Genomic DNA, 15,087 nt, shown 5'->3' with positions numbered 1-15,087 from the left:
TCCCCTCCATCACCCGATTTCATCCGTTCATTTTTTGAACGTGTAATTATAATATCACCTATGGGCATAAACGTAAATATTTTGTAAATTTAATGTGTGCTTTGTAAATAGCATCTTATATGAATATATATTAAGAAAAAACAAAATCTAAAACACAGTTACACACAAAGAAACTGTAGTTGCGTGCCAATTTATAACTGATGTATACTTAAACTTATGAGTGTAATATTTTTCAATACAATAGGAAACGTGAATATTTATTCTATTGATTAGAACAATTGGAGGAACTTATTTTGAATGCACTACAACTAACACCTTTGGAGCAAGCTCAAAAAGTGATGCTGGATATGCTCATAACGCTTCATAAAATCTGTAAAGAACATGATATTAAATTTTGGATCACAGATGGAACCCTATTAGGTTCTGTTAGACATAAAGGATTTATCCCTTGGGATGATGATGCAGATCTTGCTATGCTAAGAGAAGATTACGAGAAATTTTTGCGCATTATTCCAAACCATTTACCAAAGCCATATAAACTAGAAACAGAAAAAGTAAATACACACGGCAAACATAACTGGACGAAAATTCTCTATCTAGATGATTTTGAATGGCAAGAAAGCGATGGTACACACCGAAAAGGAATATCCATTGATATTTTCCCATTTGACTACGTTTCAGAATCGGCAACGCCGTTAGAAAAAATTGTACGAAAACTTGCCGCAATCAATTATCCTTCGAAAATAAACGGCCCTGCAGATGTAGCAAGAAGAATTCTAAACAAATCGAAATTCTTTAAACTATATGTAAAAGGCCTTAAAAAAACAAACGCTGTAACGTACGGAATGGAGACAGGCTATTACAGATGGCATAACTTCGAGCTTAGTGAAATCTTCCCGTTAAAAGAAGGAATTTTCGATGGACACATGTTCCCTGTTCCAAATGATGCAGATCGCTACTTATCAGGAATGTATGGAAACTACATGCAAATACCAGAAGAAAGTAAACAACAAGCTCATATGCAAAATTTAAAAGTGACGAAGCAACACGTATAAGATTTGGACAAAAATAAGGCGCTACGTATCCTTTAACATAAAGGATACGTAGCGCCTATTATTTACTGTATAAATACAAATTGAAAAACCGACATAAACCCCTTCTTTTCAGGTGGGAGAGAGCATCCAGCCATGCATAGAAGCGGTCAGACCCTTTTCCTGCCCCATGCCAAGGAAAAACAGAGAGAGAAAACCAGTAAGCAGGTCACCTTTTGCTGTTCTTAGCAGCTTATATATGAGACATCAAAAAAGCCTAATGTCCCATTACAGGATCATTAAGCTTATTCCTTATACTCAACTACTATTTTGTTAACTCTAAATGAGCTTTTAATTTATTAGACAAATCTTGACGATCTTTATCAGGAACGAAATAGTACCAAACACCATTCTGCTTATGACCGTCACCAGGAATTTGAATTTCCTCTTTTTTATTCATCGCAGATTTATAATTGCTTTGAAGATCCCACATTTGATCTTGACTTAAATTTGTTTTTACATTTTTCTCAACAGCACCTAACATCGTGCCAAGTTTTGTAATAGATGATATGTTCGCGCCTTTACTAATAACCGCTTCTAGCACTTGACGCTGACGCATTTGACGACCGAAATCACCGCGCGGATCTTCCTTACGCATACGCGTATACTTCAGCGCCTGCTCGCCATTTAAATGAATATTTCCTTTCTCAAATGACATGCCTTCAAGCGTAAAGGCTAAGTCATTATTCACATCAATTCCGCCAACAGCGTCAACAATATCACGGAAACCTTCCATATTTACTTCAATATAATAATCAATTGGAATATCTAAAAAATTTTCAACTGTCTTCACAGACATATCAATTCCGCCAAATGCATATGCATGATTGATTTTATCTTTCTTCCCTTTCCCAACAATCTCCGTATATGTATCACGAGGAATACTTACAATTTCCATCGAACTTTGCTTCGGATTTAATGTTAATAACATAATCGAATCCGAACGCCCTTTATCTGCCCCGCGCTCATCTGCACCTAATAATAAAATAGAAACAGGTTGTTTACTTCCTAACTTCACATCAGTAGAACGTTTCTCAGAATGATCTCGTTCAAGCGGTGTATACACTTTATCTATTGTCCCCGAAACGGATGAGTACAGATAATACGCATAACCGCCTCCTGCAATGACAAGAACGCCGATAATACCCAGTATCCAAAATAGAATTTTTTTCATTATGTAACCTTCTTTCTCGAATCAGCTTTATAGGTTTTTAAGGAATAAAGTACCACACCCATTATACATGGGATTAGTTTCTATATCCAAATTATTCTATAATTTCATACATATATACTTTTCTCATTAGATATCTTACCTATACACCAAAAAACCTCGTCTTATCTAGTATAGAATAAGACGAGGTTTTTACATTATTGTTTCAAAAAAATTGATGATATGTCTAGCAAATCATAAAGAAAGCATTTACAAGATCATATTCACTTCATACATTCTGTTTCTTGGTAGCCATTCTTATTATTCGACTGCCATTTCCATGAGTCCGCGCACATTTCTTCAAGCCCGCGCTTTGCTTCCCATCCTAATTCACGTTTTGCTTTAGATGCATCTGCAAAACATACAGCAACATCTCCAGGACGACGCTCTGTAATTTTATATGGAACGGACTTTCCTGAAACTTTCTCGAATGCTTGTACCATTTCTAGCACGCTATATCCAGTACCTGTACCAAGGTTATATGTATCTACACCTGTTGTATGTAATACTTTTTCAAGAGCCTTCACATGTCCATTCGCAAGATCAACAACGTGAATATAATCACGGACACCTGTACCATCTTTTGTCGGATAATCGTTTCCAAATACACTTAATTCTTTTAACTTACCAACTGCTACTTGCGTTACATATGGCATTAAGTTGTTCGGAATTCCATTTGGATCTTCCCCAATACGCCCACTTTCATGTGCACCAAATGGATTGAAATAACGAAGTAATACAACACTCCACTCAGAATCAGCTACAACTACATCACGCATCATTTGTTCAATCATCAACTTTGTTTGACCGTATGGGTTTGTTGCATTTAAAGGAAATTCTTCTGTAATTGGTGATGTTTCAGGAAGACCATATACCGTTGCTGATGAACTAAAAATCATTTTCTTTACATTATGCTTCTGCATAACATCGCATAATATTAATGTACTTGTAATGTTGTTATGATAATAAGTAAGCGGAATTGCTACTGATTCTCCAACTGCTTTTAAGCCAGCAAAATGAATGACTGCTTCAATTGTATTTTCTTTAAAAATCACATCGATTGCATCACGATTTAGAAGATTTTCTTCATAAAATTTAAACTGTTTCCCTGTTATTTCTTTCACTCGATTCAACGATTCTACTGAACTATTAGAAAGGTTATCAACTACTATAATATCATAACCGCTATTTAATAATTCCACACATGTATGACTACCAATATATCCTGCTCCACCCGTTACGAGTATTGCCATGATGAAAAACCCCCTCCGATTTTTTCTGGTTTTATGAACTCTCAGCAGAATCAATTCTAAAAACCTTATCCATATATTCTCTTCTTCTTGCTTATCAACAAGCCCAATTGTATAAAAGGAAATTGGGCTTCCTTTTGACTATGACTATTTCTCTAAATCCGGCTTAGACACAAGCTTCGTATACACAATAAAGCGATCCGGAGCATCACCAATATACTCAAACGGATAACATGTCGTTAATGTTAATGTCTCATAATCAGTTGGAACGATAATCGTCTCATCATTCGCTCCCGTAATTTTGAAATCTGTTATTTCATAAACAAGTGCTACTTGTAAATGTGCAAGTTTCGCACTATCCAAGAATAAGCGAAGCATTTCTACTTTTTGCTCAGTTTTTAAGCTCATTACACTTGCTGCATGTGCAGCCGGTGTAGCGAATGCTGTTAAACCGAGAGCAAGTGCAGCGACTAATGAGCCTTTTTCATGACGCCTTTGAAATTCATGGCTATTTCTCCTTTTTATAACAATTTATTAATTTAAATATATCATAAGCAATCCTATGTAGGACAACCTAATTACAATTTCTCAAGATGAACCTCTTACACAAGGTCTAAAGACTAAACATTTTCTGATATAGAAATAGTTGATTCCCATAACCGTTCGGATGATTACTATGTCATTTCCAAGCTGAATGAATAGCTCCATCAATTGAATACATTGGTTTCCAACCTAATTGTGTGTATATCTTTTTACTAGATATAAAAAATGAATGCACTTTTTTATAATTTATTTCGTTACAACTTGCTTTGCTAATACCTCTTTAACAGTAGCGATAACTCTTTCTTGATTTTCCACTGTCATACTTGAACCAGAAGGTAAACATAAACCTTGACTAAACAGCTTATCAGAAATACTATCTGTATCACCATGAGTATACTATTTAGAACCTGCGAAGACAGGCTATCTATGAAGCGGCTTCCAAACTGGACGCGCTTCAATATTTTGTGCCGCTAAAGCTTCAATCACATCTAAATACGTAACACCTGTTACCTTTTCATCAATTAATAATGGACGAGGTCCTACTAAACTAATATCTCCTTTTATTACATTAATAAGCTGTGGTAATTCATCCAGACTTAACTTTCTAAGTAATTTACCAAATGATGTTAAACGAACATTATCTGGTAAGAAATTACCCTCTTCATCTTTTGCATCTGTCATTGTACGAAACTTGTATACATAGAAGGGTTTTCCATGTAAGCCTGGACGTTGTTGTTTGAAAATAATAGGACTACCTAGTTTGAACCTTACAAGAAGGGCGACAATTAAAATTATAAAAGACAACAACATCAGAGTTAAAACTGCTGTAAGAGCATCGAAAGCCCTTTTCATAATATCCATCACACGCCTTTAATTATTTACTAATTGCTTCTTGACACTTTCTAAACCTTTAATTTCATATAAATTATTAAAATTAATATACATTATTTCTGAGTTTTTACATTTCACACAATTACGTGTATCCAGGATAACAGTTTTTTTTGCATGTTCTAAAATACTGGTCTCATTTAGATGCTTAAATTCATTATGATCTGTTAAAACAAGTACACAATCTGCATCTATAATCGCTTCTTCAAAGTCATATAGATTAAATACTACTTGTTGTTGATGGACATGTGGATCATGTACCGCTACTTCATATCCTTTAGCTGTTAATAAATCTACAATTGTCATCGCAGGACTTTCTCGAACATCATCAATATTTCCTTTATAAGTAATGCCTAGAACAGCAACCTTCCCATTACTTGGAACCATTTTTTCTATTTGATCTGTAATAAATATCGGCATAGAATTGTTTATTTCTCTAGAGTTTGAGATTAGTACGGATTGTTCTGGTGCCTTTTCGATGATGAAATAAGGATCGACTGCTAAACAATGGCCTCCAACACCTGGTCCTGGTAGGTGTAGATTCACACGCGGATGATGATTAGCTAAACGAATTACATCTAATGCATTAACATTTAACTCTTGAGAAATTTTGACCAATTCATTTGCAAGTGCAATATTAACATCACGATACGTATTCTCCATTAACTTAGACATTTCAGCTGTAACAGCAGTAGTCTCTAATATCTGTCCTGTAACGAAGCTACGATATAACTCTGCAGCCTTGCTAGTAGAAATATCATTGATTCCCCCAACAATTCGTGTATTTTCAACTAACTCAATTAATATACGTCCTGGTAACACTCGTTCTGGACAATGGGCTAGATAAATATCTTCTCCTACAATCCATCCATGTTCTTTGAAAATTGGCGCCACTACATCATCAATTGTTCTCGGAGGAATTGTAGATTCAACAATAACTACATTTCCTGGTTTTACAAAGGGTACAATAGATTTTGTAGCCCCAATTACATAATCTAAGTTTGCAGTATGATCTGCATTATGCGGTGTTGGTACCGCAATGATATATGCATCTGCATGAGTTGGTTGAAGACTAGCTTTTAATCTTCCCTTCCCAACCATTTCTTTAACTAATTCTCCCAAACCAACTTCCTCAATGTGGATTTCCCCTTGATTAATCATTTCTATCGCAATTGGGTTTACATCTACACCTGTTACAGTATAACCAGCTTTTGCAAACATTGCTGATGTGGGTAATCCAATATAGCCTAGTCCTACTACGCATAAATTTTTACTCATTGCTATTTCCTCCTATTTGATTATACTTTCAATTTCTTGAATGTATTTATGTGCTAAAGCTTTTCGACTAAATTTCCTTTGCACATATTTATAACCTTTAAGACCCATTTCATCTAATCGTTCTCTATTATGATAGAATTCTAATATTTTCTCTTTAAACTGGATAATATCTTCAGGATCAACATAAACTCCACATCCACTTTCCTCTACTAATTCTCTAGCAGCTCCATCAATTCCAAGTAAAATCGGTTTTGCACATGACATATAATCAAACACTTTATTAGGATATACTGTTTTAAATGTATCTACCTTTTTCAAAACTGCAGTACAAATATCTGAAGCATTACAAAAATCAGGAATAACTGCCTTTGGTTGTGAGTCAATAAATATAACATTTTGTAGCCTTTCACTCTTAACTCTTTTTTTCAGTCGTGCTTTTTCCATCCCATCTCCAACTAATAGAAAAGCTATATCTTCATATTCTTCGCATGCCTTCGCAAGATTTAAAAGACTATCTAAATTATTCGCTAGCCCATGTGCCCCCATATAAGTAACGACAAACTTATTTTGCAAACTGTATTTTTCACGAACCCAGTTATCTTTTTCACCTGGTTCGAAAATATCTAAATCTGCCCCATTTGGGATAAAAGTTATTTTATCTGGAGAAATATGTTTCTTCTCAATTAATACATTACGAAACGCAGGAGTTAAAACGTTGATTTTATTCGCAAACTTATAAGACATTTTTTCAACAAAAAAAGCCATTTTTATTAATGGCTTACTCTTTAAAACCCCAGTATCAATAGCCGATTCTGGCCATAAATCTCGAACTTCAAATATCATCGGTATTCTTTTAAACCATTTTGTAAAAATGCCAGTAACCCCAACAAATAACGGCGGAGAAGTTACAATTACAATATCATGACTTTTCACCCTGAAAAGAATAGCTGTTAATGAAGAAACTGTAAACGAAAAGTACCCCCATAGCCTTCCAAAAAATGACTTATTATAAGCTTCAGATACATATGTTCTTAGTACTTTTACATTCGGGGAATACTCCTCTGCTACAATCCATTTTCCTTTATACTTCTCTTCTTTTTTACCCGTAGTGTAATGTACAGTCCCAGCCACAACTGTAATCTCATGTCCTTGCTCTTCCCAATACTTAACAAATTGATTAAATCTAGAACCACCTGGGTCATCTTTTCCTAAAAAATACTGATGAAGTAATAAAACCCTCATAATTTTTATGCTCCTACTAATTTATTTTTTTATAATACTCTATAAGTTTTTCCGATTCTCTTTCCCAATTAAATTTTTCATAAATATATTTCTTTCCATTATTAGATAAATAACTTTTCAAATTTTCATCCGAACCAATCTTCAATATCAGATCTGCAATCTTGTTTATATTTTGTGGATCTACAAAATATCCCGCATTACTACACCCTATTTTTTTTTCCCATTTCGGGAAGTCACTTGCAATAAATGGGATACCTAAAGTCATATACTCGAAAATCTTATTGGGGCTTGTCTCAGCATGATCAACAACATCTAATATTGTACATAAACCTATATCTGATTTTATTACATATGAAAAAGCTTTCTCTTGAGGAAGCTTTCCTAAATAGTCTACATATTTCCAACCATTCAATTTCTGAAGCTCATTTATTTCTTTTGAATCTGGACCAATTAGCCATAATCTGCAACTATAAGTCTTATTTATTTTTTCTAAAGCTTGTACTATCTGTCTCAAACCCCGTTGCTCACTGATTCCACCAACGTAAACCACCCTTATATAGTTACTCTTTGAGATTAGCTTACTTAATTCATAAGCTCTCGTTATTAGTTCACCCTGATGAATTGGCGCATTCTCAATTAACAATGCATTTTTATATTTGGCAAGTAAACCTTCTTGTGTAACAATAAATCCATCAAAACACCTTGATGCCATTAACTCTAAACCTGTAACTACTTTAGCAATAAGTTTCCTATAAGAATAGGGAATCCATTCCCGAATTAATATTCTTTTTGAAAAATCTTCGTGAGTATCATAAATAACTTTTTTATTAAACATTTTCAACAAAAATCCTAATAATATCGTGTCAGGATTATGCAAATGAACTATTTTAGACCTTGTCTTAAGTATTTTACAAAGTAATTTAGGTTGCAAGATAATTCTACTTAAAAAGTTTTTTGATTTTGGAATTGCGAAGATTTGTATATTACCTATTTTCTCATCATAATCTTTTCTAGCAAGCAAACTAACCTCATAACCACTATTTTCTATAGTTTTTGCTTGTTTTTGGTATACCCTTATATCCTTATAATCGTGTATAGGAGAAACTATACATACCTTCTTAGCTTGATTCATATGCATTCTCCTCCATTATTTAATCTGAAATCTTAGAAAACAAATCTTTAGCTACATTTTCCCATTTATACTTAGGAATGATTTCATACCAATATTCTTTTTTATCTTTATTTTTAACGAATTCTTTTATCATTTCTTTAATTTCTTGCACATTATTATAAATAATGGGTCCCTTATCGACGTCCTTCATTAATTTACCAACTGGATCTTGATTATTAGCCAATATGGTTAAAATAGGTGATTTAACTCCGAAATACTCGTAGACTTTTCCAGGGATCTGACAACCATATTTATTGCCCCACAATAATAATCCATCACTATTATGCATATAATCTTGCGCTTCTTCATAAGGAACTCGTGATAGAAGAGATACACATTTTATATCTTTTAATTCTTTTTTAATCTTTAAATTATCAACTCCTCCTACCAAAACTATATTAATTTGATCAAAAATATCCTTCTCTTCCTCTTCTAAGGCTTTCAATGCTTCAATTAAAGGCCTAGTATCTCTCAACTCAGTATATATTTCACCAGTATGCACTAAATTAATTTTATCCTTTTTTAATAAACCTATGAATTTCTTTGAGTTTTCTCGTGAATATTCTTCAAATCCCCTATAAACAATAGCAGTTCTACTTTTAGGTATACTATAGCTACTTATATATAAATCCCTTGTTTCCTCAGTAGTAAATAGAAATTTATCACTCTTTTTAACAACATTACGTTCCAACCACTTTTCAACATTACGTTTTAATAAACTTTCTCTGGATCTATAATATTCAAATGTCCAAGGATCACTCCAATATGTTATCCATTTCACCTCTGGGTTATTTTTTTTTAATTTCAAGCCAGCTAAATGACAAGAAGGGGTTTCATGCGTTGAAATAATGATATCTACTTTATTTTTTTTTATTAGTTTATCTCCTATCTTGGAGGCATTGTTTTTCCATTCAATATAAGAATCTGGAATAGCTAAATTCCTTTTTATAGATGATTTTAAAATATTTTTTTTGCTAGCCTTCACAGGAGAATCATTACCAATCTGCCTACTCTTCTTAGGATAAATTCTTTTATATATTGATCCCATATCTACTCTAATTACTTTAATGTTTGTATTTATTTTATATAAAAGCTCTTCATCATAATTTATAAAATCTTTAGGATAATCTGGTGTGAGTACCATCACTTCATTCCCCATCACCTGCAAATGATTAACATAATTTAATATTCTAATACTCGCAGAATTGTTTATAGGCGGAAAGTGATTTGCTATAAATAAAATCTTCATGTCCCTTTAGCCCCTTAAATATCAATAAAATTTCAAAATACTGTACATTGTTATACCAATTAAAATCATAAAATAAACTATCGCCAATGGCATTTTCTTATGTTTAAAATATAAATTTGCATTCTGATACCCATAAAAAGCTAACAAAATCATAAATGGATAGAATAAACATATATGTCTAATTGTAAAAGATAACATGCTTACAGAAATATAAACTACAATAAAGCTAAACATAATTGTTGCTACATTACTATTTGAAAAAGACTTCCTAATTCCAATTAATACATAAGGCATCAAAAATAATTGCACAATAGTACCTATACTTAAAAAATTCCGCTCCAATTCAGATGAAAAAATAGGAAAAGGAGTAATAGATAAATATACAACTCTTAGAAAAAAACCCACATATAAAGGAGCATTAAAAACGTATTGAGCTAAACCATCAGTTCTCTCCGTTCTATAATCAGCATAAATTTCATAGTAATTAAATATTGTATTAACTAAAGAAGTATTAAAAATGAGTATAAATAACAAAACAATTATAGAAATACTCATTATATTTTTTAATTTTAATGGTTTATTTTTCGAATTACGGTATGCTGCCCACATTGTAAATATTATCTGAATCACTAAAAAGTAAGCCGACATATAACGAATTTCATAAAGTATTACAAATAATATAAACATTCCACAAATAGCCATAGATTTTTCCCATAAATTAAATTTATAAAAACCTAATGCAAGGTATATTACAAGTACCATTATGAAAGTAACTACAATATCTCTAAAAACATGCGCAGCATTAAAACTCATTATGGGTGAGCATCCTACTATTACTGCTGCTAGAAAAGCAAACCTTTGTTTCAACTCCATATAATTCATACTTATTTTATATACAAATACAGAAATAAAAGCCAGCAATAAACTATTAAAAAAACGAGGAACTAATGTATGGTATCCATCAAAAAAAGATGCAATTCGAAAGAATATACTTACCAAGTATGTGTATCCTAACGAGTTAGACGTCCAAAAAATTTCTTTAAGACTAGAATAATCAAAAACACCTAAACTTTCATACGCATATGCTGCTTGTTGTTCGTAAACTAAATCATCACTTCCACCAATATAATAAGGTACTCCATATCTATCTATATATATGTAGTACATTAAAATACTTATTAAGACATTAAAAATAAAGATAATATGAAATAACTTAACCTCTTTACGTCCTAATCTTAAGGTTAAGATTGTGCCTATAAGATAAAAAAATACTAAAAAAACTAATGTTGTGAGCATGTATAATTTACCTCTTAACTAACGTTTTTTATCCTTTTCCTTAAAAATAATTCTTTTAATTCTATAATTAGTTGTCGTTGAAATACCAAAGAAGCCGTTATGTAAAACACGGCTCCCAACGAAACCACTAAAACTAGCTGAATTGTCATATCTAACTGCTTTATAAAATTCAGTATCACCAATACAGTTCCCATCATAACTAATGAAGCTTTTATAGAACTCATAAAACTTTCTAAAAACTCTTTCAAACAAGAACCCACTAATGTTCGAATCACAAATGTGTAATTTGTAATTATGTATACCACTTGATGGCAACAATATCCTATAGCTACTCCCGTTATTCCACCAAAATATGCTCCAGTGATAATTAAGGGCACTTGAGAAAACAGCATAAAAAAGTGCCACTTAAATCCTAAATCTACTCTTCCCCTGGCCATTACTAATGCCCCAATTGGATTGACAATAGCTCTTGTTATTCCAACAAAAGAGAGTATTTGAATAAGTAATACACTAGGCATCCATTTCTCTCCAAAAATAACAGGAACTAAAATCGGAGCAGATATAAATAAACCAAAAAAATAAGGGAAATTTATACAACTCAAAATCCGAATGATTTTAAAGTATGATTTTTTTAGCAAAGATATATCATTTTGCATCTTAGAAAATATAGGAAATGCCACTCTTGTCACTATGGGATTAATCTTTGAAATAGGTAATATTATAAGATTGAAAGCAATAGTATAATAACCTAGAGCTTTTGAACCAAGTAGACTTCCAATAATTATATAATCTAGATTAGAATTGATGTAATGAATTGTTCTTTCACCTAATTGATATAAGCCAAAACTTACGAAAGATTTCACTTCACTAAATCTAAAGTACATCATAGGCTTCGATACATTTTTACTAATAAAAACATATCCACACATTTTCATAAAGTTAATAAATATTTGACCAATAACTAATGAGTAGACATCATAGCCTATATAAGCAAGAGTTATGGTTAATAAAAAACCTGATATAGCCGCTATTATTTCTATCTTTGCTAGAATATCAAATTTAAGCTCTTTTTGATGTAAAACCATAGATTGTTGGCCTATTGGATTAATCAAAAATATTACTGCTATTAAGCATAATAAAATGCTTAATCTTGGTTCATGATAAAAATATGCTATAACTGGAGTAAATCCAATAATAACTAAAGTTAATAATAACCCTAACATTATATTAAACCAATAAAGACTCGATAATTGTTTTTTAGTTAAATTCTCTTTATAAATTATAGCGTTAGTAATTCCCATATCCGAATATAATTGAGCAAACCCTACAACTACCATAATAGTAGTCATTAATCCTAATGATTCAGGCGGAAGTATTCTAGATATTATAACCAATTGAATTATTTGTAAACTAGAAACAATTAGTGCTGATGTTGTAGTCCATTTAGCTCCACTAAATGCTTTTTGCTTTAAATTTGTAATCATACAAGGTATCCTCTCACCTAACTTAAACACAAAGATAATAATTTTTTAATAAATATCATATTTTTTTCCACCAAGTGCTGTTAAATACTCATTTTATCTATTACTTTTTGACGATTATTAGTTAAATCTAATAAGAAATCTCTTAAATGATTCCCTTCTAAATTAGAAATATATTGTACTAAATACGGTAATTCGGCACTTAATTCATGATTAGATTTACCAATGTATATCTTGGGATAAATTTGCTCTTTATGCACTTCATCATCCTTTAATAATTCTTCAAAAAGTTTTTCCCCAGGGCGTATCCCAGAAAACTTAATTCCAATATCCTCGACCTGATAACCAGATAGTTTAATAAGATTTTTAGCTAAATCAACAATTTTAACAGGTTCTCCCATATCAAGAACGAAAATCTCCCCACCTTTAGCTAAAGATCCAGCTTGAATAACCAAACGTGAAGCCTCTGGAATTGTCATAAAATAACGAATCATATCAGGATGTGTAACAGTAACCGGTCCACCCTTTTGAATTTGTTTCTTAAATAAAGGAATAACACTACCACGACTTCCCAGTACATTACCAAAACGAACAGCTACAAAACGAGTATTACTAACAGTATCCATATGCTGTACAATCATTTCAGCAATGCGTTTCGTTGCGCCCATTACACTTGTCGGGTTAACAGCTTTATCAGTGGAAACCATAACAAATGTGTTTATACCAAAAGTAGCCGATGCTTCCGCAACATTTTTCGTACCAATAATATTATTTTTTACAGCTTCCTCTGGGTTCCTTTCCATAAGTGGAACATGTTTATGTGCCGCTGCATGATACACAATGTATGGGTTATGCTTCTTCATCACTTCAAACATTTTATTACGGTCTTGCACATCTGCAATTTCTGTTGTAATTTCGATGGAATCTTTATATAGTGAACGCAATTCCATTTCAATTGTATAAATGCTGTTCTCACCGTGACCAAGTAATACAATTTTACCTGGTTTAAATTTCATGACTTGGCGACACAGCTCGGAACCAATTGATCCTCCAGCGCCAGTTACTAAGATTGTTTTTCCTGTAATCTTTTCGCCAATACCTGCATCATCTAATTTCACAGGCTCACGTCCTAATAAATCTTCTACTTGTACATCACGAAACTCATTAACAGAAACTTTCCCATCCAGAATATCTTCTAGCATTGGTACAATTTGTGTCTTTGCCTTCGTTTTTGTACAGGCTTCAAAAATTCCATTCACTTCTTTACGACTAAGGGAAGGAATAGCAATAATAATATGTTCAATTTGATAACGATCAACAACCCGTTGAATGTCTTCTCTTGTTCCTACAACAGGGATATTGTATATTTCTAACCTTTGTTTCCTTAGATCATCATCAACAAATGCTACCGCTTCTAAATGTGTCTCATGACTTTTTTGAAGCTGACGTACAATCATCGCTCCTGCTGAACCCGCTCCTACAATTAATGTACGAGCTTTATCTGTTTTCTTTGAAATGTATGTATCACGGAAAATACGCCATATAAATCGTGAACCACCAATAAGTAGCATATGGAACATCCATGCGATTACTAAGATGCGGAAATAAATATCGTGATTAATAACTTGCTCAACGATTGCAGTCACGATAATAGAAAATGTAACGGCTTTGAAAATATTTTCTAACTCTCCTATACTTGCATACTCCCAAGCTTTTTTGTACAACTTGTAAATTGCAGCAAACACATGATGACTACAAAGTAACGTAATTGAACTAATAATAAGTGCAGTTGGAATATTGTCTAATGCATTAGGATGAATAAACCAATAACTCAAGTATACCGATGTTAAAACAATGAATGAATCTAATAATACTAATAATGAGAGCCTCTTTTGATAACTCAAGACACATTTTCCTTTCTTTTATATAACTTTAAAATAAGAGTCCTTCCCACACCTAACATTTTATAAACCATGCCCTATATTTAAAAACAGCCTATTTTTCAGTTATATACAATCTATACGTTTAAAAGTTCTTTCTGTACAAGTTCATTCATATAAGTTTTGTTCCAGTTCAAAGGAGTGATCAAAGTGATCTTCAATTGCACGCTTTCCTTTCCCTGTTACGATAATGATGTCTTCAATTCCAGATGTAATTGCTTCTTCAACAATGTATTGAATCGTCGGTTTATCAACGATTGGCAACATTTCTTTCGGCATTGCTTTTGTCGCTGGTAAAAATCTTGTCCCCAGCCGCTGGAATGATGGCTTTTTTTACTTGTTTCAACTTGTATAGCTCCCTGATTTTCCATATATTCATATATAGAAATAATAAAAGTTCCAACCATATCTTCTACACCCCTAAAAGATATGGTTAGAACTTCTCACA

The 15,087-nt window shown here is 32.5% G+C and carries 10 protein-coding genes and 3 pseudogenes; 1 reads left to right on the top strand and 12 read right to left on the bottom strand.

What is annotated here, in order from left to right; all coding sequences use genetic code 11:
• The first annotated feature begins 293 nt into the window (after positions 1–293).
• Entirely contained in the window at positions 294–1,055 is a 762-nt protein-coding gene (locus tag ACM6HU_RS15030) for a LicD family protein (protein ID WP_016132419.1), read from the top strand.
• Between the two features lie 301 nt (positions 1,056–1,356).
• Here the strand turns inward: ACM6HU_RS15030 and ACM6HU_RS15025 are convergent, their stop codons facing one another.
• The 12 genes and pseudogenes from ACM6HU_RS15025 to ACM6HU_RS14970 form a co-directional block, all read right to left on the bottom strand.
• Positions 1,357–2,265 (bottom strand): LytR family transcriptional regulator, encoded by a 909-nt coding sequence (locus ACM6HU_RS15025; RefSeq protein WP_016112609.1) that lies wholly within the window; start codon positions 2,263–2,265, stop codon positions 1,357–1,359.
• Positions 2,266–2,525: 260 nt separating this feature from the next.
• Positions 2,526–3,554, bottom strand: a complete 1,029-nt coding sequence (gene galE, locus ACM6HU_RS15020) for a UDP-glucose 4-epimerase GalE (RefSeq protein ID WP_088093757.1) — start codon at positions 3,552–3,554, stop codon at positions 2,526–2,528.
• Between the two features lie 144 nt (positions 3,555–3,698).
• Positions 3,699–3,878: pseudogene (locus tag ACM6HU_RS15015) on the bottom strand (sortase domain-bontaining protein); the annotation flags it as partial.
• 734 nt (positions 3,879–4,612) lie between these two features.
• A pseudogene (locus ACM6HU_RS15010) lies at positions 4,613–4,946 on the bottom strand (sugar transferase); the annotation flags it as partial.
• 18 nt (positions 4,947–4,964) lie between these two features.
• Complete coding sequence (locus tag ACM6HU_RS15005) at positions 4,965–6,260, bottom strand: nucleotide sugar dehydrogenase (RefSeq protein ID WP_088093756.1); 1,296 nt, start codon at positions 6,258–6,260, stop codon at positions 4,965–4,967.
• A 12-nt stretch (positions 6,261–6,272) separates the two neighbouring features.
• Complete coding sequence (locus ACM6HU_RS15000; RefSeq protein WP_018764982.1) at positions 6,273–7,502, bottom strand: glycosyltransferase family 4 protein; 1,230 nt, start codon at positions 7,500–7,502, stop codon at positions 6,273–6,275.
• A 16-nt stretch (positions 7,503–7,518) separates the two neighbouring features.
• Positions 7,519–8,634 (bottom strand): glycosyltransferase, encoded by a 1,116-nt coding sequence (locus ACM6HU_RS14995; RefSeq protein WP_249922696.1) that lies wholly within the window; start codon positions 8,632–8,634, stop codon positions 7,519–7,521.
• Between the two features lie 19 nt (positions 8,635–8,653).
• Complete coding sequence (locus ACM6HU_RS14990) at positions 8,654–9,922, bottom strand: glycosyltransferase (protein ID WP_016131119.1); 1,269 nt, start codon at positions 9,920–9,922, stop codon at positions 8,654–8,656.
• Between the two features lie 21 nt (positions 9,923–9,943).
• Entirely contained in the window at positions 9,944–11,218 is a 1,275-nt protein-coding gene (locus ACM6HU_RS14985) for a hypothetical protein (protein WP_088093754.1), read from the bottom strand.
• 14 nt (positions 11,219–11,232) lie between these two features.
• Positions 11,233–12,702 carry an MOP flippase family protein gene (locus tag ACM6HU_RS14980; protein ID WP_088093753.1) on the bottom strand — a complete coding sequence of 490 codons (1,470 nt, stop codon included), beginning with the start codon at positions 12,700–12,702 and terminating at the stop codon, positions 11,233–11,235.
• A gap of 80 nt (positions 12,703–12,782) precedes the next feature.
• Positions 12,783–14,603: a polysaccharide biosynthesis protein gene (locus ACM6HU_RS14975; protein WP_088093752.1), complete on the bottom strand. Its 1,821-nt coding sequence runs from the start codon at positions 14,601–14,603 to the stop codon at positions 12,783–12,785.
• 147 nt (positions 14,604–14,750) lie between these two features.
• Positions 14,751–14,985 (bottom strand): annotated as a pseudogene (locus ACM6HU_RS14970) (sugar phosphate nucleotidyltransferase); the annotation flags it as partial.
• Positions 14,986–15,087 lie beyond the last annotated feature (102 nt).

Origin of the sequence: Bacillus sp. IT-79MI2, assembly GCF_949768135.1 — a bacterium.
In the GTDB taxonomy this organism is placed as follows: Bacteria; Bacillota; Bacilli; order Bacillales; family Bacillaceae_G; genus Bacillus_A; species Bacillus_A pseudomycoides.
The sequence above is the reverse complement of the archived record's forward strand: the minus strand, read 5'-3'. Positions and strand labels throughout refer to the sequence as shown.

What these genes read in the sequence shown, in the direction of transcription:
- ACM6HU_RS15025 (WP_016112609.1), bottom strand. Translation starts at nt 2,265, where the DNA reads ATGAAAAAAATTCTATTTTGGATACTGGGTATTATCGGCGTTCTTGTC.
- galE (WP_088093757.1), bottom strand. Translation starts at nt 3,554, where the DNA reads ATGGCAATACTCGTAACGGGTGGAGCAGGATATATTGGTAGTCATACA.
- ACM6HU_RS15005 (WP_088093756.1), bottom strand. Translation starts at nt 6,260, where the DNA reads ATGAGTAAAAATTTATGCGTAGTAGGACTAGGCTATATTGGATTACCC.
- ACM6HU_RS15000 (WP_018764982.1), bottom strand. Translation starts at nt 7,502, where the DNA reads ATGAGGGTTTTATTACTTCATCAGTATTTTTTAGGAAAAGATGACCCA.
- ACM6HU_RS14995 (WP_249922696.1), bottom strand. Translation starts at nt 8,634, where the DNA reads ATGAATCAAGCTAAGAAGGTATGTATAGTTTCTCCTATACACGATTAT.
- ACM6HU_RS14990 (WP_016131119.1), bottom strand. Translation starts at nt 9,922, where the DNA reads ATGAAGATTTTATTTATAGCAAATCACTTTCCGCCTATAAACAATTCT.
- ACM6HU_RS14985 (WP_088093754.1), bottom strand. Translation starts at nt 11,218, where the DNA reads ATGCTCACAACATTAGTTTTTTTAGTATTTTTTTATCTTATAGGCACA.
- ACM6HU_RS14980 (WP_088093753.1), bottom strand. Translation starts at nt 12,702, where the DNA reads ATGATTACAAATTTAAAGCAAAAAGCATTTAGTGGAGCTAAATGGACT.